The sequence below is a fragment of the Celeribacter sp. ULVN23_4 genome, from assembly GCF_054788345.1.
Map to the genome: position 1 here is coordinate 46,290 of NZ_JBTVYO010000002.1, position 20,599 is coordinate 66,888.

Consider the following 20,599-nt stretch of genomic DNA (forward strand, 5'->3'; position numbering starts at 1 on the left):
CGCCTGCGGAGCTGCCGGGTGCTGACCGGAGTTTGACGTCCGGTCTGAATTTCGCTCGTGACCGTCTCTAGAACGCCCCGGTCACTCCTCTGACGCGGCTGCCATGAAATCTCCAATCCGCGCGAGGGTTTCCTCGCGGCCCAGAACGACCATCATGTCGAGCACACTTGGGGTTGCTGTGCGGCCTGCGAGTGCGGATCTCAGAGGGCCGGCCACCTTGCCGAACCCGAGTTCACGCGCTGCCATCACATGGCCGACGGCCTCCTCCAATGCGTCGCGGTTCCAGCTAGCACTTTGCAGGTGCGGCGTCAATTCTTCCAGTATACCGTTGGATACAGACCCGACTTGTTTTTGCGCTTTTTCGTCCATGTCGATCGGGCGGGACACCAAGGCAAACCGTGCTTTTTCAAGGAGTTGCGGGTAGGTCTTGCTAGACCCCTTCACGGTTTCGAGCGCGGATTTCAGAAGCGCTTTTTGCTCTGACGTCAGGGCAGGCTCGCCAGCAGCATCGAGGTAGCCCTCGATTTCGCTCAAGATTTCATCATCATCCATGATGGCAATATGCTGGCCGCAGATGTTTTCGAGCTTCTTGGTGTCGAAGCGCGCGGGGGCTTTGTTGATTCCATCGAGATCGAACCATTCCTGTGCCTGCGCATCGGTGAAGAATTCGTCGTCTCCATGCGACCAGCCCAGACGGGCGAGGTAGTTGCGCATCCCGGCGGCCGGGTAGCCCATCGCCTGATATTCCTTCACGCCGACCGCGCCGTGGCGTTTCGACATTTTCTTGCCATCCGGCCCGAAGATCAGCGGGATATGCGCGTAGACCGGCACCGGCCAGCCCATCGCCTCGTAGATCATCATCTGACGGGCGGCATTGGCGAGGTGATCGTCGCCGCGAATGACGTGCGTTACGCCCATGTCCTGATCATCCACCACCACAGCCAGCATGTAGGTCGGTGTCCCATCGGAACGTAACAGGATCATGTCATCGAGCTGGTCGTTTTTGAACGTCACATCGCCCTGCACCCGGTCTTTGACCACGGTGACACCCTTGCGCGGGGCTTTCACGCGGATCACATAGGGGGCGTCCGGGTAGGTGGACGGGTCCGCATCGCGCCAGGGGGAGCGGAACAGCGTGCTTTCCTTCTTGGCGCGGGCCTCTTCGCGGAAGGCTTCGATTTCGTCCTGCGTCGAGAAGCATTTGTAGGCCTTGCCAGCCGCCAGCATGTCGCGGGCGACTTCGGCGTGACGGTCGGCGCGTTCGAACTGGCTCACCGCCTCGCCATCGTAATCGAGCCCGAGCCAAGCCATGCCGTCGAGAATGCCCTGCGTCGCGCTTTCCGTGGAGCGCACGCGGTCGGTGTCTTCGATCCTCAGAAGAAACGTGCCGCCGTGGCCGCGGGCGTAGAGCCAGGAGAACAATGCGGTGCGGGCGGTGCCGATGTGCATGTCACCGGTCGGCGAGGGCGCGATACGGGTGACAATAGGTTTGGCGGCGGGCTGGGTGTCGGACATGGGAAATTAACCCTTTGGTAACCATGATGGCGGAAGATTTTCGTCACCGGGCATAAGGGAAGGCGGAAGGGGAAACAAGGGTGCGCACCCTCAGGACACTCGCACAGATCCCGCTCGACCTCATCGAGGGCCAGCATGGGCGGCTGTTCCTCTGGACGCCGGTCTTCTACGGCATCGGGATCGGCCTGTTCTTTGCGCAGCGTGACGAGCCGTCCCGTGCGATGTTGCTTGCGCTCTTCGCCGCTGCTGCTCTGCTCGCGGTCCTGCCCGCATTTCTGTCCCGGTTTGGCGCGGTGCGTCTGCGCCCCGTGATGACGGCCTGTCTCATCACACTCGCGGGGTTTCTCATCGCGGGGTTGCGCACGCATATGGTGGCGGAGCCCGTTCTCACATTTCGATATTACGGCCCGGTGGAGGGGCGGGTGATCAAGATCGACCGCTCGGCCTCCGACGCGCTGCGTCTGACGCTGGATCAGGTCGTGCTTTATGACGTTGCCCCGTTGCGCACGCCCGCGCGGGTGCGCGTCTCCCTGCACGGGGAACAAGGGTATGTCACGCCCGAACCGGGCCTGCGCCTTGCCATGACCGCGCATCTGTCGCCGCCGCCGGGGCCGACCGAGCCGGGCGGGTTTGATTTTCAGCGTATGGCGTGGTTCGACCGTCTCGGTGCGGTGGGCTATACCCGCAACCCGGTGCTGCGCGCCGCCGAGATTGACCCGAGCCCGGCGCTTTGGGTGCATCGTTTGCGGCAGGTTCTCTCAAAGGATTTGCAGAGCAAACTTCCCGGCCAGACCGGCGCTTTCGCCGCTGCGATCCTCACCGGCGACCGCTCCGGGATTTCGCAGGAGACGGCGGAGGCGCTTCGCGGCGCGAACCTGTCTCACCTTTTGGCGATCTCCGGGCTGCATATGGGGCTTTTGACCGGGGTGGTGTTCTTTGTGCTGCGGTTGGGGCTGGCTCTGATCCCCGGCGCGGCCTTGAAATGGCCGATCAAGAAGATCGCCGCCGCTGGCGCGCTGGTCGCAGGCGCGTTCTATCTCGCCTTGTCGGGGTTCAATGTCGCCACCGAGCGCGCCTTTGTGATGGTTTCGGTCATGTTGATCGCCGTGTTGCTCGACCGGCAGGCCATTTCGCTGCGCACCGTGGCCATCGCCGCGCTGATCCTTTTGACGCTGCACCCGGAAGTTCTGCCCGAACCGGGGTTCCAGATGTCATTCGCGGCGACCACGGCCCTCGTTGCGGTGTTCTCCATCCTGCGTCGGATGCAGCTTATGTTGCATTGGCCGCGCTGGCGCAAAGCCAGTGTCACCGTCGTGCTGTCCTCGGCAGTCGCAGGCATCGCCACCGCTCCGGTCGCCGCCGCGCATTTCAACCGGATCGCGGATTTCGGGCTGATCGCGAATGTGGTCTCTGTGCCCCTAATGGGCGCGATGGTGATCCCCGCTGCCGTTCTGGCCCTCGTTCTGACGCCCGTGGGCTTGCAAGCGGTCGGGCTTGCGGTGATGGGCTGGGGCATTCGCTGGATCCTGTTTGTGGCCGCGACCGTGTCGTCATGGGAGGGTGCGGTGACACGCATTCCCGCGCCGCCACCCGCCACCCTGCCGCTCATCGCGCTCGGGGCTCTGTTTGTGATCCTCTGGCGCGGGCGCGCGCAATCGCTGGGGCTGGTGGCCGTGATGGCAGGGTTCTGGCTTTGGACGATGGCAGAGCGTCCGGCGCTTTTGATTTCTGACGATGGCGGGCTGGTCGGGCGGATGACCTTAGAAGGCCGCGCCTTGTCGAAACCAAGCGGCAGCGGGTTTGCCGCCGGGGTTTGGTTGGAAAATGACGGGGATGTTCCGGATCAGGAGGCCGCCGCCGCCCGCCAGATGCCGGTTTTGGACGTCGGCCCGCTGAGCATTCGCCATGTGACGGGGCGCGGGTGGCAAGAGGCGGCGCGCGATGCCTGTGCGGAGGCGGATCTCGTGATCGTCAACCAGATCTGGGAAGGGGCAAGGCCGGGACCGTGCCTTTTGGCCGATCTGAGCCTGCTTCGCGACAGTGGTGCTCTGGCGATTTCCGAGGAGGGGGAGGCGGTCGTGCTCCGCACGGCCTATGCCGCCTCGGGTGTCCGGCTTTGGAACACGCCGGACCTGCGCGGAGACAGGGCGGTTTCGGCGCGAGAGGTTCGTAAGGCGTTGCTAACAGAGGTGATGGGGCTGCGCTTTCGGTTTGGAGATCAGGGCGCGGTGCCGTTCACCACCATCGCCGCAAACGAAAACCGCCGCACGGGGTGCGTGCGGCGGGTCTTGTTTGGAAAAGGCGCTTTGGTTCAGTAGCTGCGGATCAGACCGACCAGCTTGCCCTGAACCTCGACCTGATCGGCGGGCAGAACGCGGGTTTTGAACGCCGGGTTTGCAGCCTCCAGCGCGATCATGTTGCCCTGCCGCTGGTAGCGTTTCAGCGTGGTCTCATAGCCTTCGACCATGGCGACGACGATATCGCCATTGTTGGCCTGCGAGGTTTCGCGGATGACCACGATATCACCGTGGTTGATCCCGGCCTCGATCATGGAGTCTCCTTTGACCTCAAGCGCATAGTGATTGCCGCGCCCGGAGAGCATGGAGCCGGGAACAGCGACATTCATCGCGCCGTCGGACACCGCCTCGATCGGGACACCGGCGGCGATCTTGCCCATGATCGGCAGGTTGATCGCGGTCACGGTTTCGATGTCCATCGCGGCGGGCGGGGTGTGATCCGGGCGGTCGCCGTCGATCACACGGGGATTGAAGCCCGCAGTCGGCGCAGAGGGCGCGCCGCCAAGGCTTTCGGGCAGTTTCACGATCTCGATGGCGCGGGCGCGGTGCGCGAGGCGGCGGATGAAGCCGCGCTCTTCCAGCGCCGTGATCAGACGGTGAATGCCGGATTTGGAGCGCAGGTCGAGCGCTTCTTTCATCTCGTCGAAAGAGGGCGGAACGCCGTCTTTTTGCAGGCGGGTGTTGATGAACTCCAAAAGCTGGAGTTGCTTTTTCGTCAGCATCGGCTCGTTCCTCTGTCTTGGCCTCTCCGCTGGCCCCTGTTGCGGCGTGTCCGTCCGAGGGGCGCAGGCCATGTTATCTGTCTGCCCGGCTGTGGGAGCGGTCGCGGTCGCACCGCTTGCGCGTTGGATATAATGGACCGGAACCGGAGCGACTGCCCCAGAGATGCGCAGTTTGGCGGAAGATGCGGGGTGCTGCGTTTCCATCGCACCCCTGTGTTTCCGACCAAAAGCGACAGGCCCACCAATATCCGTCAGTCCCCAGACGGGTTTCTTGGCATGTTCTGATAATGTTCTACCGCTGTTCCCGAAATGTGTCAATGTTCCTCTCCCGTTCTGATCGAACGCGTCTTGGCACGCTTTTTCAGGGAGTAGAGGGGAACATGGTTAAGACATCGTTACCGAAATCGCGGGGTAGGGCCGCGAGACGCGCGAAGATGACGGGATTTTGCCTGTCAGTCTTGTGTCGGAGGGGCGTGAGGCCGTCAGAGACGGATCACGTCCACCGTCTCTCCCGCCGCACGGGGCGCATCTCCGGCAGGGCGCACCAAAAGCGCGTTGGCGTTTGACAGGATCGACATCAGGGAGCTGTCCTGTTTGTCGAAGGGCGTCACGCCCTCATCGCACAGAACCGCGCGCATGTAATGTTCGCGCGGACCGTTGGCGGTAATGTCCTGCAAAAGCGTTGCCTTGATCCGGGGAGCGGGAGCCGGAGGCAGGCCCGACAGTGCCGCCAGCGCGGGCAGCAGGAAAAGCTGCGCCGTGACCATGGCGGACACCGGATTGCCGGGCAGGCCGAGCATCACGGCGCCGTTCAGATTGCCCGCCATCAAAGGTTTTCCGGGGCGCATGGCGACCTTGTAGAAGGCGCGCTCCAGCCCGAGCTTTTCGGCCACTTTGCCGACGAGATCGTGATCGCCCACGGAGGCCCCGCCGATGGAGACGATCATATCCGCCCCCTCGGCCAGTGCGAAGGTCTCGGCCAGCATGTCTTCGTCATCGGGGGCGATGGGGAGCATCCGGGCGATGCCGCCCGCCGCTTCGATCATGGCGGCGAGGCCGAAGGAATTGGAGGCGATGATTTGCGACGGGCCGGGCGTGTCGCCGGGCATGACCAATTCGTCGCCGGTGGCGATCAGGGCCACGACGGGACGGCGGGTGACGCAGACCTCGGGAATGTTCATCGCGGCCAAAAGATTGATGTCTTGGGCGGAGAGGCGGCGCGGGGCGCTGACGCGGTCGCCGGATTTGAAATCGCCGCCAAGGGGCCGGATGTTGCGGTTCTCGGACAGGGTCTCGGTGACGGTGATCACATCGCCATCGCGGTTGACGTCCTCTTGGATGATCACGCGGATGACGCCTTCGGGCACAGGCGCGCCGGTGAAGATGCGCACGGCCTCGCCCGCGCCAATCGGACCGGCGTAGCCATGCCCGGCGGCGCTTTCGCCGATGACGGTGAAGCTGTCGCCAAGCGCCGGGTGATCGGCGCAGACGCCGTAGCCGTCCATGGCGGAGGAGGCGAAGGGCGGTTGATCGCGCATCGCCACCGCATCTGCGGCCAGAACCCGTCCCGCCGCCGCGCGCAGGGCGACGCGCTCGGTGCCAAGCGGGCGGCACAGTTTGAACACGTTCTCAAGCGCTTCCGCGACGGTAATCATTTAGTCAGTCTCTTTCGTGCGCTCATAAATCCCGGATTTGCCGCCTTCCTTGCGCAACAAACGGGTCTGGACGATCTCCATGCCTTTCTCGGCGGCTTTGAGCATGTCGTAGACGGTGAGGGCAGCGACGGAGGCGGCGGTGAGCGCTTCCATCTCCACGCCGGTCTGGCCGGAGGTCTTCACGGTCGCCCGGATGCGAATGCCCGGAAGGCTCTCGTCGGGCTCCAGATCTAGCGTCACCTTGGAGATCGGCAGGGGATGACAGAGCGGGATCAGATCAGAGGTGCGTTTCGAGCCCATGATGCCAGCCAGACGCGCCACGCCCAGAACATCGCCCTTTTTCGCCGTGCCTTGGGTCACCAGCGCCAGCGTCTCCGGGCGCATTTTGACGGCGCTTTCGGCGGTGGCGAGACGGTTGGTCACCGCCTTGCCGGACACATCGACCATATGGGCGTTGCCCTCGCCGTCGAAATGGGTGAGTTCCGCCATGTCGCCCCCTTACGCCGGAACCGGATTGGCGAGCAGCGCGCGGGTGGCGGCCTCGACATCGTCCTGGCGCATCAGGCTTTCGCCGATGAGGAAACAGCGCGCGCCATAGCCGGACATGTCGGCAAGATCGGCTGGGGTGAACAGCCCGCTTTCGCAGACCAGCGTGCGATCCTCAGGGGCCAGTTTCGACAACTCACGGGTGGTGTCGAGCGTGGTTTCAAAGGTCTTCAGGTTGCGGTTGTTGACGCCCAGAAGCGGGGATTTGAGCTTGAGCGCGCGGTCCAGCTCTTCGGCGTTATGCACCTCGATGAGCACATCCATGCCGTAGCCAAAGGCCGCGTCTTCAAGATCGGCGGCCAGCGCATCATCGACGGAGGCCATAATCACGAGGATCGCATCGGCGCCCCAGGCGCGGGCCTCGGCGACCTGATAGGTGTCATAGAGGAAGTCCTTGCGCAGAACGGGCAGGGAGACCTCGGCGCGGGCGGCTTTGAGAAACTCGGGCGAGCCTTGGAACGACGGCGCATCGGTCAGAACCGACAGACAGGTCGCGCCGCCTGCCTCATAGGCGCGGGCGATCGCGGGCGGATTGAAATCCGGGCGGATCAGCCCTTTGGACGGTGAGGCTTTCTTGACCTCCGCGATGAGACCATAGCCCGTTTGAGAGGCCGATTGCAGCGCCTTGGCAAAGCCGCGCGTGGGGCTTTGAACGGAGGCTTGAGCGTCAAGCTCGGAGAGGCTCACGGACTGTTTCGCCGCGGCGACTTCTTCGAGTTTGTAAGCTTTGATTTTGTCGAGAACATTAGCCATGGGGCAGAGATACCTTGCGGGGGCGGTTAAGGGAAGATGGCAATGTGTGTTTCATTTGTGCGTGTTTCCTTTGTGCGTGAAATACTCATGGTCTGGTCTTCGAGCATTTTCGCCGGCTGAGTATTTTGGGCCGGCGAGTATTTTCGGCACAAAGGAGATCAGCGCCGCACCATCAGTTTTGACAATCCGTGGAAATGCCATGTGTCGGCGTAGACCGGCGGCTCGGCGAGTTGGATGTTGGGGCAGCGTTCGAACAAAAGCGGCAGGGCGACACGCATTTCAAGCCGCGCGAGCGGCGCGCCGACACAGAAGTGGATGCCTGCGCCAAAAGAGGTGTTCTGTTTCACCTTGCGGCGCGGGTCGAACTGATTGGCATTGTCCCAGCCGTCCTCATCGCGGTTGGCGGCGGCCAGAAGCAGCCCGATCTTGTCCCCGCGTTTGAGCGGCTGTCCGAGGAAGGTGGTGTCCTCATAGACCCAGCGCTGGAACAGGTGCAGCGGCGGATCGAAGCGCAGCAGTTCTTCGATGGTGCCGTCGATCTTGTCCTCCGCGAGGAAATCGCGCGGGGTGTTTTGTTCGAGAAGGGTTTTGACCGCGATGCCGAGGCTGTGGACGGTGGCTTCATGCCCGGCGTTCAGCAGCAGGATGCAGGTGGTGATCAGCTCATCCGTGGTGAGCTTTTCGCCTTCCTCCTCGGCGGTGATCAGCGAGGTGATCAGGTCATCGGCGGGTTGTGTGCGGCGGGTTTCCACATAGCCGCGCATGAAGGCGGAGAACTCGGTCGCGGCTTTGGAAGCGGCCTCTTCGATCTCCGGCGTGCGCGCGGGGGTGTAGACCGCGACCATGGCGTTGGACCATGCGAGTAGCTGTTCGCTCATCTCTTCGGGGACACCCAGAAGGCGGCAGATGATCCGCACCGGGACCATTTTGGCAAAGGCGGGCATAAGATCGAAGGGTGCGCCGTCCTGCGGGAACTGGTCGATGAGATCGTTGGTGATCTCTTCGAGATCGGGGATCAAGGCTTTGATCCGGCGCGAGGTGAAGGCGCGGAGCACCAGAGAGCGCAGGCGTTTGTGCCGGTCGCCTTCCAGTTCGAGCATGGAATGGTCTTCGATGTCGTAGAAGGCGCGCAGGCGCTCCGGAATATCGGGTTCGAACCCCTCGGGCGCCTCCCGGCCAAAGCGATTGTCGCGCAGAGCCATCGACACCCCGTCATAGCCCGCCACCACGGGAAGGTTCAGATCGTCCCAAAAGACCATATCGCCTCCAGACCGAAGCCGGTCGTAGAACGGATAGGGGTTTTGCACGAAGGCAGGATCTTGCGGGGAGAGGGTAAAGCGTTTCATGGCCGCGAGATTTATCGCAAGCGCTTCCCTTTGCAAGCGGGAGTTTCTAGAGTTCGCACGATGACGTCACAAGACCTGCCTCTTTCGGGTGGGGCTTCCGCCGAAGCCGACCGCCACGCTCCCCGCCGCCGCCTGCTGAGGGCATTGGCGGGGCTTTTGGTCGTGGTGATTTTTGGACTTGGCGTTTTTGCCTTTTCCTTTCGCGCGGCCCTTGATCAGGCGGCGGCGCGGGGCACGTCTGATCTGACGCTCTCTGCCGACCGTTTGACCACGGGCCTGCAACGCTACCGCGAATTGGGGGTGTTCCTGTCCGATCACCCGACGGTTCTTGAGATGACGCAGGGTGGGGGCGTGCCCGCCGAGATGGCCGAAGACCTGTTGCAAGGGATGCTGGACAAGACCGGGGCCTCCTCGATGCTGGTGGTCTCCGGCGCGGACGATGTTTTGGGCGCGGCGGGGGAGATGGAGCTGCCGAAAGGCGCGCAGGCCGCGCTGTCACGGGCAATGGACGGGGCTTTGGGCATCGCGCATTTCGTCGATCAGCAAGATCGCAGACGCTATCTTTTCGCCGCCCCCGTGTTCTCGCCGGAAGGGCCGCCGATCGCTGCCGTGCTGGTCTCTGTCGATGTGGGCTTGCTGGAATGGGGCTGGCCCTCGGAACCTTCTGCGATCTATTTCACCGACGATTATGGCGTGGTCTTTGTGGCCAACCGCTCCGAGCTTGTGCTCAAGGGTGGCTCTGGCGGGCCTTTGCCGGTTCGGGGCGCGTATGGGATCGCGGGGCATGAAATCTGGACCCATGACATGGGGCCTTATATTCCGACGCCCGCGTTGCATCTGACGAAACCTTTGCCGGTGGTGGGGCTCACCGCCGAATTGCTTTTGGACCTCCGCCCGGTGATTGCGCTGGCGGGGTTGCAGGCCGGGATGGCGGCGGCTCTGGCGCTGGTCTTTGCGGCGTTCCTGTTCTTCGCGATGGAGCGCAGACGGACGCTGGCGGAGGCCAATGCCCGGCTTGAAGCGCGGGTTGCGGCGCGGACCGAAGCGCTTGAGTTGACCAACCGCGAATTGCAGCATGAGGTGCATGAGCGCCACGAGGCCGAAGCGCGTCTCAAACGTGCGCAGGCCGATCTTGTGCAGGCGGGCAAACTCTCGGCGCTGGGCGAGATGTCCGCCGGGATTTCCCACGAACTCAATCAGCCGCTGATGGCGATCCGCTCCTTTGCCGAGAATGCGCAGGCCTTTCTGGAACGGGACAATCCGGAGAAGGCGGGGGACAACCTTTTGCGCATATCGGAACTGGCGCGGCGCATGGGGCGGATCATCAAGAACCTGCGCGCCTTCGCCCGGCAGGAACCGGAAACCGTGAGCAATATCGAGCTGACGTCGGTGATTGAGGCGGCTCTGGAAATGACGCAGGCGAAGATGTCGCGCGCCGGGGTGACGCTGGACTGGAACCCGACGGGGCAGGTCTGGGTGCGTGGCGGCGAGGTGCGGCTTCAGCAGGTGGTGATGAACCTTCTCTCAAATGCGGTGGATGCGATGGCGAGTGCCGAGGCGATGGAGCTGGAAGACGGCCCCCAAGAGACGCGCCAGCCGAGTGAAAAGCGCATCACGATTGAATGTGTCCCCGGAACGCCGACTCGGTTGACCGTGGCGGACACAGGGGCGGGGATTTCCGAGCCCGAGAAGATTTTCGATCCGTTCTACACCACCAAAGAGGTCGGCGCGGCGCAGGGCATGGGGCTCGGCCTGTCGATTTCCTACGGGCTGGTGCAAAGCTTCGGCGGACGGATCAGAGGCGCGAACCGGCCCGAGGGCGGGGCGATCTTTACCGTGGAATTGCAGCCGGCCAATCTGACCGGACAGGAGGGGCGTGATGGCGCATATTGACAGGGTTCTGCTGGTGGATGACGACGCCTCCGTGCGCGAGGCCTTGGGGCAGACGTTGGAACTCGCTGATCTCAGACCGACCTTGGCGGGCAGTTACATTGAGGCCAAGGACCATATCTCCCGCGACTTTCCGGGCGTGGTGATTTCCGACATTCGGATGCCGGGTAAGGACGGGTTCGCGCTTTTGGAATTCGCGCAGAAGGTCGATCCGGAGCTTCCGGTGATCTTGCTGACGGGCGAAGGCGATGTGCCGATGGCGGTGCGTGGGATTTCGTCGGGGGCGTTTGACTTTCTGGAAAAACCCTGCGCCCCCAAAGACTTGATAGCCGTTGTTGAGAAGGCGGTTAAAACGCGCGGGCTGGTGCTTGAGAACCGGCGGCTCAAGCGACAGGTCGAACAAGGCGACGCCGCTGCCCGGCTTTTGCGCGGCACTTCGGAGCTTGCGGTGAAGATGCGCGATGCGGCGCGGACGGTGGCGCGGTCGGCCTCGGATGTGCTGGTGACCGGTGAGCCGGGGGTGGGCACGGCGAAGATGGCCGAGGTGGTGCACCTTCTGTCGGCCGGATCAATGGCGCCGTTTCTGAAATTCTCCGGCTCCGCGATGACGCCGGACATGCTGACGAAAGCGTTCGAGCAAGCGGAGGGCGGCTCGGTGTTTCTCGATGAGATCGCCCAGCTCACCAGTCCGGCGCAGTTCACCTTGCTGGAGTTATTAGAAACCCATGACCGGCCCCGGCTCATTGCTGGGACTTATGCGGACCTGTCGGTCGAGGCGGCGGAGGGGCGGTTCTCGCCCGATCTCTTCTACCGTCTGGAGGCGGCGGTGATCCGGATCCCGTCGCTCAGAGAGCGCCCGGAGGATATTCCGGTGCTGTTCCGCCATTACGTCAACATCGCCTGCGAGCAGAGCGATCTGCCCGTGCCGGAGATCACCCCGGATGTCATCTCCCGCCTGATGGCGCAGGACTGGCCGGGCAACGCGCGCTCCCTGATGAACGCGGCGATGCGCTTTGCGATGGGGCTCACGGAAGGTGAGGCACAGGAGGAGCTTGGCCTTGCTGAACAGTTGGCGCAGGTGGAGCGGTCCTTGCTGATGGCAGCTTTGCAGCGCCACAAGGGCAACGCGACCGAGGCGGCGAAAGGCCTCAAACTGCCGCGCAAGACATTTTACGACAAGCTCGCCCGGCATGGGGTGCGGGCGGAGGAGTATCGATAAACGGGCCGCACGCTTGGCTTGTACAATTTTTTGTACATATTGTTTGAGGCATATGTAGAGAGCATAAGTTTGCTTTCGAAAGACACCCAAATGGCCGTGATGAACATGAGCGACGTGCGCTCTGCCGAGGACTGGGCCTCTATCCAGGAAACGCTGCATCTTTTGTCCTCGCCGAAGAACGCGAAACGTCTTCATGCCTCTATGGTTCAGCTCGACGCGGATGAGGGGACCGAACGCGACCTGATCGAACCGTAAGGCACGCGTAAGGTACGGACGATGAAACACGTTTTCTCCGATGAAGCTTGGGAGGATTACCTTCACTGGCAGGCGAACGATCCGCGTGTGTTGGCGCGCGTGAACGGGTTGATCAAGGAATGTCAGCGCCATGCCTTTCAAGGCACCGGCAAACCTGAGCCTTTGAAGGGCGATCTAAAGGGCTGGTGGTCGCGCCGGATCACGTGCGAGGACCGACTGGTGTATCGGGGGAGCGGTTCTGGTGCGGCGCAGGCGCTGCAAATTGCCCAGATGCGTTATCACTACTAACACCTTTTGCGTTCTGCAAAAGTATCACCCGATACCTTGCGTTGCCCTAGGGTAATCGATTTCCTGCGGACGATCCGGACGGGATGTGTTTCCGGGAGACCTTAGGGAGGTAACATCATGAAATTTCTGACCTGCGCGCTGGCGGCCAGCGCCATCTTTTCGTCTGCCGGTGCCGCTGTGGCGGCCTGTGATCCGGGCGAGATCGTCATCAAGTTCAGCCATATCGTCAACACCGACAAACACCCGAAGGGGATCGCAGCGAACCTGTTGATGGACCGGGTGAACACGGAAATGGACGGCAAGGCCTGTATGGAGATCTATCCGAACGCCACGCTGTATAACGACGATCAGGTGCTTGAGGCGATGTTGCAGGGCGATGTGCAACTGGCTGCGCCGAGCCTGTCGAAATTCGAAACCTTTACCAAACAGTTCCGCATTTTCGATCTGCCCTTCATGTTCAAGAATATCGCCGCCGTGGACGAGTTCCAGAACTCGGAAACCGGGCAGGAGATGAAAGAGGGTATGGTGCGGCGCGGGCTCTTGGGCCTTGAGTTCTGGCACAACGGGCTGAAACAGATCACGGCGGACCGACCGGTTCTGATGCCGTCGGATCTTGAGGGGCTGAAAATGCGCGTGCAGCCTGCCGAGGTGATCATCGAGCAGATGCGTGCGCTCAAGGCCAACCCGCAGCCGATGGCCTTCCCGGAGGTTTACGGCGCGCTTCAGACCGGCGTGGTGGACGGGCAGCAGAACACCTATTCCAACATCTACGGCCAAAAGTTCTTTGAGGTTCAGGACGGGGTGACGGAAACCAACCATCTGCTTCTGGACTATATGGTCGTGACCTCGGTCGATTGGTGGGACAGCCTGCCCGAAGATGTGCGCACGCAGTTCGCAACCATCCTTCACGAGGTGACTGTGGCCCGGAACGGCGAATCCGAGCGCGTCAACATGGAAGCCAAGCAGGGGATCATCGATGCCGGCGGTGTGGTGCGTGAACTGACGGCGGAGCAACGCGAGGCTTGGGTCGAGTCCATGAAACCCGTTTGGACACTGTTCGAGGACGAGGTGGGTGTTGAAAACATCGCTGCTGCGCAGGAGATCAACGCGCGCCACTGACGGGGTTGAAATCCGGCTTTGTCATCCAGTGATGAGTCGGACTGTGCGACTTTCCGCACACACGTAATTTTCGTGCGTGCGGAGAATCGCACACTTGCGTGGGGCGCATGGCTGATATGCGTTTTTGTCCTCCCGTAAGCAGCTGAATTTCTTGCAGTTTCAAGAAAGTTTCATCTTTCGCATAGGAATACTTGTCGGGGTGGGGATGAATTTGTTTCCTCTCTTTCGAGTGAGACGGGCCCGAAACGTCCCGCCACCGGAACCGACATATGATTTCATGACAGGGAGGACACCCATGAAATTTCTGACGACCGCCGCCACCGCTCTGGCGCTTTCCGTGACCGCGACCACCGCTTTTGCATCCGCTGGCTGCGATGACGGCGAAATGGTGATCAAGTTCAGCCACGTCACCAACACCGACAAACACCCGAAAGGCATCGCAGCCCAGCTGTTCGCCGACCGTGTGAATGCCGAGATGGACGGTAAGGTCTGCGTCGAGGTCTACCCGAACTCCACGCTTTACAACGATGACCAGGTGCTCGAAGCCATGCTTCAGGGCGATGTTCAGATGGCCGCGCCGAGCCTGTCGAAATTCGAAACCTTCACCAAAGTGTTCCGCATCTTCGACCTGCCGTTCATGTTCAAGAACATGGATGCCGTGGAAGAGTTCCAGAACTCCGATGCCGGTCAATCGATGAAAGAGGCCATGGTGCGCCGCGGTCTTCTGGGCCTCGAATTCTGGCACAACGGCCTGAAGCAATTCTCTGCCAACAAGCCGCTGCTTGAGCCGGAAGATGCCGCAGGCCTCAAATTCCGCGTGATGCCCTCCGACGTGCTCGTCGCTCAGATGGACGCGCTCGACGCATCCCCGCAGCCGATGGCCTTCTCCGAGGTGTACGGCGCGCTGCAAACCGGCGTTGTCGATGGTCAGGAAAACACCTGGTCCAACACCTACGGCCAGAAGTTCTTCGAAGTGCAGGACGGTGTGACCGAGACCAACCACGGTCTTCTGGACTACATGGTTGTGACCTCTGTTGACTGGTGGGAAGGGCTTGACGCCGACATCCGCGACCAGCTTGCGACCATCCTCCACGAGGTGACCGTCGAGCGCAACGCCGCGATCAGCGAAGTGGATGCCGACAACCGTCAGGCGCTTCTCGACGCCGGTGGCGTGATCCGTGAACTGACGCCGGAGCAGCGTCAGGACTGGGTCGATGCGATGAAGCCGGTTTGGGAGAAGTTCACGGATGACGTCGGCGCCGACAACATCGCGCTGGCTCAGGAAATCAACGCCAAGCACTAAGTGCTTTTGTGAATGAGATGGCAGGGCCCTCGTCATAGGGGGCCTTGCCTACATCCGGCCCAAGGAAAGGCCCGGATGTCGCCGCTTCGCGAGGAGGGGCAAAGAGGGACAATAGGGGTCTATCTCCATGACACAATATCAGGAAAATCAGCCGAAAACGCCATTGGCGAAGTTCTTCGACGCGCTCGAAGAAAATATCATCGCCTCGATCCTCGGTGTGATGACGCTCATCACCTTCGTCAACGTGGTGCTGCGCTACGTATTCAACCATTCCCTGATCTGGGGTCTCGAAGTGGTGTTGATCCTCTTCGCATGGCTCGTGCTTTTGGGGATTTCCTACGGGTTCAAAAAGACCTCGCATCTGGGCGTCGACGCGGTGATCAACATCCTGCCGTCACGCGGTCAGCGGGTGCTCGCCATCATCTCCGCCATCGCCTGTCTGGCCTATGCTGGGTTGTTGATGAAAGGCGCCTGGGACTACTGGGCCCCCTTTGCCGCGTTGCAGCCGACCGAAGGCCGCTGGTTCCCGCTCGGTTTCACCGAGAACGTGCGCGATCGGGCCTTCTACGTCACCGATCAGGTGCCGATGCTGGGGATTTTCCGCTGGCTGGAGGATGCCATCAACTATGGCGACACCTATGACAAGCTGCCGCGCGTCATTCCCTATTTCATCATTCCCTTCTCTGCGGCGCTGATCCTGTTGCGCGTGGTGCAGGCCACGATCCGCATTGTCACGGGCAAACAATCCAGTCTCATCGTCTCGCATGAGGCCGAAGACGAAGTCGAGCGCGTGGCGCACGGCGAATACGAGGAATAATAACAATGGACGTCGTATTTCTTTTTGTCATGGTCATCGGCCTGCTGCTGATCGGTGTGCCGATCGCGGTCTCTCTCGGCCTGTCTTCCATGATCTTCCTGCTGGTCTTTTCCGACACTTCTCTGGCGTCGGTGGCCCAGTCTCTCTACCAAGCGATGGCCGGGCACTACACGCTCCTCGCCATTCCGTTCTTCATCCTCGCGTCCAGCTTCATGTCCACGGGCGGCGTGGCCAAACGCATCGTGCGCTTTGCGATTGCCTGTGTCGGCCACTTCCACGGCGGTCTGGCGATCGCGGGTGTCTTCGCCTGTATGATCTTCGCGGCCCTGTCCGGCTCCTCTCCGGCGACCGTTGTGGCCATCGGCTCCATCGTCATCGCGGCGATGCGCCAGATGGGCTACACCAAGGACTTCGCCGCCGGTGTCATCGCCAACGCGGGCACCTTGGGCATCCTGATCCCGCCGTCCATCGTGATGGTGGTCTACGCCTCCGCGACTGACGTCTCCGTGGGCCGGATGTTCCTTGCCGGTGTCATCCCCGGTATTCTGGCAGGTACCATGCTGATGCTGGCGATCTATGTCATCGCGCGGATCAAGAACCTGCCGAAAGGCGAATGGGCCGGTTGGGGCGAGATCGGGCGTGCGTTCCGCGAAGCCTTCTGGGGCCTGATGCTCATCGTCATCATCATGGTCGGCATCTACGGCATTCCGGGCATCACCGGTGCGATCTTCACGCCGACCGAAGCCGCCGCCGTGGCGTCCATCTACGCCTTCCTCGTTGCGTCCTTCATCTATCGTGACATGGGGCCGCTGGCGGATCGTGACGGCACCGGACCTGTGGCGCTGTTCAAGAAACCGCAGGCGCTGATCACCGCTTTCTTCCACAAGGACACGCGTCACACGCTGTTCGATGCGGGCAAGCTGACGATCATGCTGATGTTCATCATCGCCAACGCGCTGATCCTGAAACACGTGCTGACCGACGAACAAATCCCGCAGCAGATCGCGGAAGCGATGCTCTCGGCCGGTTTCGGCAAGATCATGTTCCTGATCATGGTCAACGTCATCCTGCTGATCGGTGGTCAGTTCATGGAGCCCTCGGGTCTCATCGTGATCGTCGCGCCGCTGGTGTTCCCGATCGCCATCGAATTGGGCGTCGATCCGATCCACCTCGGTATCATCATGGTGGTGAACATGGAGATCGGCATGATCACCCCGCCGGTGGGTCTCAACCTCTTCGTGACCTCCGGCGTGGCCGGGATGCCGATGATGGCCGTGGTCCGCGCAGCTCTGCCGTTCCTTGCGATCCTCTTCGTCTTCCTGATCCTCGTGACCTATGTGCCAGCGATCTCGACCTTCCTGCCGACAACGCTGATGGGGCCGGAAATCATAACGAACTGATCCCGGTTCGATCTGAAACAGGAAAGGGGCCTTCGGGCCCCTTTTTCGTCTCCTTTGTGCGGCAAATACTCAAAAGAAAACGGCGCGCCCTGTGGGGAGGGCGCGCCGCGAGTATTTAAAGCACAAAGGAAACTCAGTGGCGGGAGGTCAGCTCCGCCAGAGCTTCGAGGCGTTTGAGCGCTTCACCGGAGGCGATGCTCTCGGAGGCGATCTCGACGCCTTCTTTGAGGGTGCTCGCTTTGTCAGCCACCACCAGAGCGGCGGCGGAGTTCATCAGAACCGCATCGCGATAGGCACCGAGTTCGCCTTTCAGAAGGTTCAGCATCGCGACGCCGTTCTCTTCCGGCGTGCCGCCGAGGATGTCGCGGAGCGGGTGGACAGGCAGGCCTGCGTCTTCCGGGTGGATTTCGAGCGAGCGGATTTCGCCGTTCTCCAGCGCGGCAACAGAGGTCGCGCCGGTGATCGAAACCTCGTCCATGCCGTCATGGCCATAGACCAGCCAGGCTTTCTCGGAGCCGAGCATTTGCAGCGTTTCCGCCATCGGCCAGATCAGGTCGGGGGCAAACGCGCCGGTGAGCTGACGTTTGACGCCCGCCGGGTTGGTGAGCGGCCCGAGGATGTTAAAGATGGTTTTGCAGCCAAGCTCCACACGCACCGGACCGACGTATTTCATCGCCGGGTGGTGCATCGGGGCCATCATGAAGCCGATGCCGATCTCGTTGATCGCTTCTTCGACCACATCCTTGCCGACCATGACGTTGATGCCGTTGACGGACATCGCATCGGCGGAGCCGGATTTGGAGCTGAGGTTGCGGTTGCCGTGTTTGGCCACGGTGACACCTGCGCCCGCGACGACAAAGGCCGAAGCGGTGGAGATGTTGAGCGTGCCAAGCCCGTCGCCGCCGGTGCCGACGATGTCGATGGCGCCTTCGGGGGCGGAAACATGGACGCAGTGATTGCGCATCACCTTGGCGGCGGCGGCATATTCCGACACGGCCTCGCCGCGCGCACGCAGCGCCATGAGAAAGCCGCCCATCTGGGCCGGGGTGGCTTCGCCTTTGAACAGCAGATCGAAGGCCTGTTCGGCCTGCGCTCGGCTCAGAGGTCCTTCGGATGCCGCGAAAATCAGGGGTTTCATCGCATCGCTCATGCCGGTTCGTCCTCTTTCAATTGGCTCAGGAAATTGCGGAACATCTCATGCCCGTGTTCGGACCGGATGCTCTCGGGGTGGAATTGCACCCCTTCGATGGGCAGCTCCTTGTGGCGCAGCCCCATAATGGTGCCGTCTTTCAGTTCTGCCGTGACTTCGAGACAGTCGGGCAGGGTGGCGCGGTCCACGACCAGCGAATGATAGCGCGTGCCCAGAAGCGGCGAGGGCAGGCCGGCAAAGACGCCTTTGCCCTCGTGATAAATCTCGCCCATCTTGCCGTGAACGATTTCATGGCAGCGCACGACGTCGCCGCCGAAGGCCTCGCCGATGGACTGATGGCCGAGGCAGACGCCGAAGAGCGGAATTTTCGCTTCCGCGGCGGCATGGATCAGCGGCACGCAGATGCCCGCCTCGGTCGGCGTTTTCGGGCCGGGGGAGAGCACGATGCCCGTGGGGCGCAGCGCCATGGCTTCCTGCACGTTCAAGGCGTCGTTGCGCACCACCTTCGCTTGCCACCCCAGCTCGCCGATGTAATGGACGAGATTATAGGTGAAACTGTCGTAGTTATCGATCAGTAGCAGCATGAGGTGCAGTCCTTGTCACAGGCGAAAGCGCCGGAAAAACAGGCCGCCCGTCACGGGGAACCGCGAGAGCGGCGGCAAAGCGCTCAAAGGGGGATGATCCCGCCTTTAAGCCGCGTTATACATGTTCACAAGGGCCGCAGAGGGTCAAGGGCATGCCTTGGTCTTAAGAGGGCTAAAACGTCAGCAATTTCTGGCGAAGAAGATGCAACAGGCATCACGGGACAGGCAAGGAGTACGCAATGGTGCGTGGAATTCTCACGGGTGTGATCTGGGGCGCGATTGTCGGCTTCGGGATTCTAACGCTGGCCAACGAGCTTGCGCCGCCTGTCAATCTGACGCCTGCGCTGGTTCCGACCGTCTCGGATGCAACGCCCGCCGCGCCGGAGGTTGGCGCCGACGAAACAACGGCTGATGTGACGCCGGATATGCCGTCTGCGGAGCCGGATCGCTCCGGGGCGCAGACCGAGATGCAGGCGCCCGAGGCCGAAACAGACGCCACGCCTGAGGTGAGCGAAGAGGTGGCCGGAGCCCCTGAGATCGCGCAACCGGGCGCTTTGGACGCGCCAGAGGGCGAGAATATGGGCGAAGTGGTGACACCGGAAAGCAGCCAGATCGTGCCGCCGCCACTCGCGATGGAACCGGAGGCAGATGCGGCCGAGAGCCTGCCTTTGGCGGAAGAAAACCTGCCGGATAGCCCGGCCTTGCCCGAAGGCGTCGAAACCGCCCCGGAAGCCTCAGAGGCACCGGAAGAGACGGCGCTCGATGGGGCCGAAATGAAAGCCGCGCCGGAGGCCGCGCTTGAAGACGGGCCGGAGGTCGAAGCTATGCCGGGCCAGAAAGTCGGTTCTTTCACGGAGCGTTCGGACAATCGCGTGTCCTCGCGCCTGCCGTCGATTTCCTCTGACGCGCCCGCTGAAGAAGAGACCCCGACCGTGGTGGCCGAAGATCTCCCGGCGCTTTTGGCCTATTCCGCGAATTACACCGATACCCCGCCGGGGCCGGTGATGAGCGTGATCTTGATGGATATCGGAGACTTGGGTCCGGAGGACACACAGGTTACGCGTCTACCGTTCCCGGTGACTTTCGCCGTCGATGCGCTTGGCGCCCGTGCCGGGGATCGTGCGATGGCCTATCGCAATCAGGGGCTTGAGGTCATGGCTATGGTCGGCCTGCCGGACGGGGCGACGCCGCAGGATGCGGCCGTGACCTTGTCGGAAGCTGTCGATCTTGTGCCGGTCTCGATCGGCTTCCTCGATGTGCCGTCCGGCAGTTTCCAAACCTCGCGTCAGGTCGCCGCCCAGGTGGTCGCCACGGCGCGCCAGACCGGGCGTGGGCTTGTCAGCTTCCCGCGCGGTCTGAACGCGATGGAACAGGAAGCCGACCGCGCGAAAGCGCCCGCCGCTCTGGTGTTCCGTGATCTCGACGGGCAGGGCCAGGATGTCGATGCGATCAAGCGCTTCCTCGATCAGGCGGCGTTTCAGGCGGGGACCGGCAAGACCGTCGTTTTGCTTGGCCGCTCGCGCGCAGAGACGCTTCAGGCGTTGGCGGAATGGTCGCTCGGCAATCGTGCGGCGACGGTGACGATGGTGCCGCTGTCCTATCTTTTGAGCCGTACACCGCTCTGATTTCGCCCCCTTCATCGGGTTCAAAATCTCTGGCCCTGCCGCTGCACTGCGGCGGGGCTGTTTCTTGACAGGGTGCGACATTTTGTCCTCCAGTTGAGGGGCGACGGGCGACATG

At 62.1% G+C, this 20,599-nt stretch carries 18 protein-coding genes; 10 read left to right on the forward strand and 8 right to left on the reverse strand.

Annotation, left to right across the window (positions count from 1 at the left end):
* Positions 1–81: 81 nt before the first annotated feature.
* On the reverse strand, positions 82–1,515 hold the full coding sequence (gene gltX / locus ACYBHZ_RS05575; RefSeq protein WP_460273248.1) for a glutamate--tRNA ligase: 1,434 nt from the start codon (positions 1,513–1,515) through the stop codon (positions 82–84).
* Between the two features lie 80 nt (positions 1,516–1,595).
* On the opposite strand from gltX, the gene ACYBHZ_RS05580 reads away from it, so the two are divergent.
* Positions 1,596–3,833, forward strand: a complete 2,238-nt coding sequence (locus tag ACYBHZ_RS05580; protein WP_460273249.1) for a ComEC/Rec2 family competence protein — start codon at positions 1,596–1,598, stop codon at positions 3,831–3,833.
* Here ACYBHZ_RS05580 and lexA read toward each other — a convergent pair.
* The 5 genes from lexA to ACYBHZ_RS05605 form a co-directional block, all read right to left on the reverse strand.
* Positions 3,827–4,534, reverse strand: a complete 708-nt coding sequence (gene lexA / locus ACYBHZ_RS05585; protein ID WP_460273250.1) for a transcriptional repressor LexA — start codon at positions 4,532–4,534, stop codon at positions 3,827–3,829. The two genes, ACYBHZ_RS05580 and lexA, sit on opposite strands and share 7 nt — an antisense overlap.
* A 482-nt stretch (positions 4,535–5,016) precedes the next feature.
* Entirely contained in the window at positions 5,017–6,189 is a 1,173-nt protein-coding gene (locus ACYBHZ_RS05590; RefSeq protein ID WP_460273251.1) for a molybdopterin molybdotransferase MoeA, read from the reverse strand.
* A complete protein-coding gene (moaC, locus tag ACYBHZ_RS05595) occupies positions 6,190–6,678 on the reverse strand; it encodes a cyclic pyranopterin monophosphate synthase MoaC (RefSeq protein WP_460273252.1) in 489 nt (162 codons plus the stop codon). It abuts the gene before it with no gap.
* 9 nt (positions 6,679–6,687) lie between these two features.
* On the reverse strand, positions 6,688–7,488 hold the full coding sequence (trpC, locus tag ACYBHZ_RS05600) for an indole-3-glycerol phosphate synthase TrpC (protein ID WP_460273253.1): 801 nt from the start codon (positions 7,486–7,488) through the stop codon (positions 6,688–6,690).
* Positions 7,489–7,646: 158 nt separating this feature from the next.
* Complete coding sequence (locus ACYBHZ_RS05605) at positions 7,647–8,834, reverse strand: cytochrome P450 (protein ID WP_460273254.1); 1,188 nt, start codon at positions 8,832–8,834, stop codon at positions 7,647–7,649.
* Positions 8,835–8,894: 60 nt separating this feature from the next.
* On the opposite strand from ACYBHZ_RS05605, the gene ACYBHZ_RS05610 reads away from it, so the two are divergent.
* From ACYBHZ_RS05610 to ACYBHZ_RS05645, 8 genes are all read left to right on the forward strand, one after another.
* Positions 8,895–10,727, forward strand: coding sequence for a sensor histidine kinase (locus ACYBHZ_RS05610; RefSeq protein WP_460273255.1), 1,833 nt, complete (start codon positions 8,895–8,897; stop codon positions 10,725–10,727).
* Positions 10,714–11,943, forward strand: a complete 1,230-nt coding sequence (locus tag ACYBHZ_RS05615) for a sigma-54-dependent transcriptional regulator (protein WP_460273256.1) — start codon at positions 10,714–10,716, stop codon at positions 11,941–11,943. Before ACYBHZ_RS05610 ends, ACYBHZ_RS05615 begins: the two co-directional genes overlap by 14 nt.
* A gap of 90 nt (positions 11,944–12,033) precedes the next feature.
* Positions 12,034–12,198 carry a type II toxin-antitoxin system Phd/YefM family antitoxin gene (locus tag ACYBHZ_RS05620; RefSeq protein ID WP_460273257.1) on the forward strand — a complete coding sequence of 55 codons (165 nt, stop codon included), beginning with the start codon at positions 12,034–12,036 and terminating at the stop codon, positions 12,196–12,198.
* Positions 12,199–12,219: 21 nt separating this feature from the next.
* Entirely contained in the window at positions 12,220–12,486 is a 267-nt protein-coding gene (locus ACYBHZ_RS05625; RefSeq protein WP_460273259.1) for a Txe/YoeB family addiction module toxin, read from the forward strand.
* Between the two features lie 117 nt (positions 12,487–12,603).
* On the forward strand, positions 12,604–13,605 hold the full coding sequence (locus ACYBHZ_RS05630; protein WP_460273260.1) for a DctP family TRAP transporter solute-binding subunit: 1,002 nt from the start codon (positions 12,604–12,606) through the stop codon (positions 13,603–13,605).
* A gap of 295 nt (positions 13,606–13,900) precedes the next feature.
* On the forward strand, positions 13,901–14,908 hold the full coding sequence (locus ACYBHZ_RS05635; protein ID WP_460273261.1) for a DctP family TRAP transporter solute-binding subunit: 1,008 nt from the start codon (positions 13,901–13,903) through the stop codon (positions 14,906–14,908).
* Between the two features lie 127 nt (positions 14,909–15,035).
* Positions 15,036–15,725: a TRAP transporter small permease gene (locus tag ACYBHZ_RS05640; protein ID WP_460273262.1), complete on the forward strand. Its 690-nt coding sequence runs from the start codon at positions 15,036–15,038 to the stop codon at positions 15,723–15,725.
* A gap of 5 nt (positions 15,726–15,730) precedes the next feature.
* The gene (locus tag ACYBHZ_RS05645; RefSeq protein WP_460273263.1) at positions 15,731–17,125 is read left to right on the forward strand and encodes a TRAP transporter large permease; all 1,395 of its coding nucleotides are present in this window, start codon (positions 15,731–15,733) and stop codon (positions 17,123–17,125) included.
* A gap of 133 nt (positions 17,126–17,258) precedes the next feature.
* On the opposite strand, the gene trpD is transcribed toward ACYBHZ_RS05645, so the two are convergent.
* Both trpD and ACYBHZ_RS05655 read right to left on the reverse strand, forming a co-directional pair.
* Positions 17,259–18,275 carry an anthranilate phosphoribosyltransferase gene (gene trpD, locus ACYBHZ_RS05650; RefSeq protein WP_460273264.1) on the reverse strand — a complete coding sequence of 339 codons (1,017 nt, stop codon included), beginning with the start codon at positions 18,273–18,275 and terminating at the stop codon, positions 17,259–17,261.
* On the reverse strand, positions 18,272–18,859 hold the full coding sequence (locus tag ACYBHZ_RS05655) for an anthranilate synthase component II (RefSeq protein WP_460273265.1): 588 nt from the start codon (positions 18,857–18,859) through the stop codon (positions 18,272–18,274). Before ACYBHZ_RS05655 ends, trpD begins: the two co-directional genes overlap by 4 nt.
* A 239-nt stretch (positions 18,860–19,098) precedes the next feature.
* Between ACYBHZ_RS05655 and ACYBHZ_RS05660 the strand changes: the two genes are divergently transcribed.
* The gene (locus ACYBHZ_RS05660; protein ID WP_460273266.1) at positions 19,099–20,484 is read left to right on the forward strand and encodes a divergent polysaccharide deacetylase family protein; all 1,386 of its coding nucleotides are present in this window, start codon (positions 19,099–19,101) and stop codon (positions 20,482–20,484) included.
* Positions 20,485–20,599 lie beyond the last annotated feature (115 nt).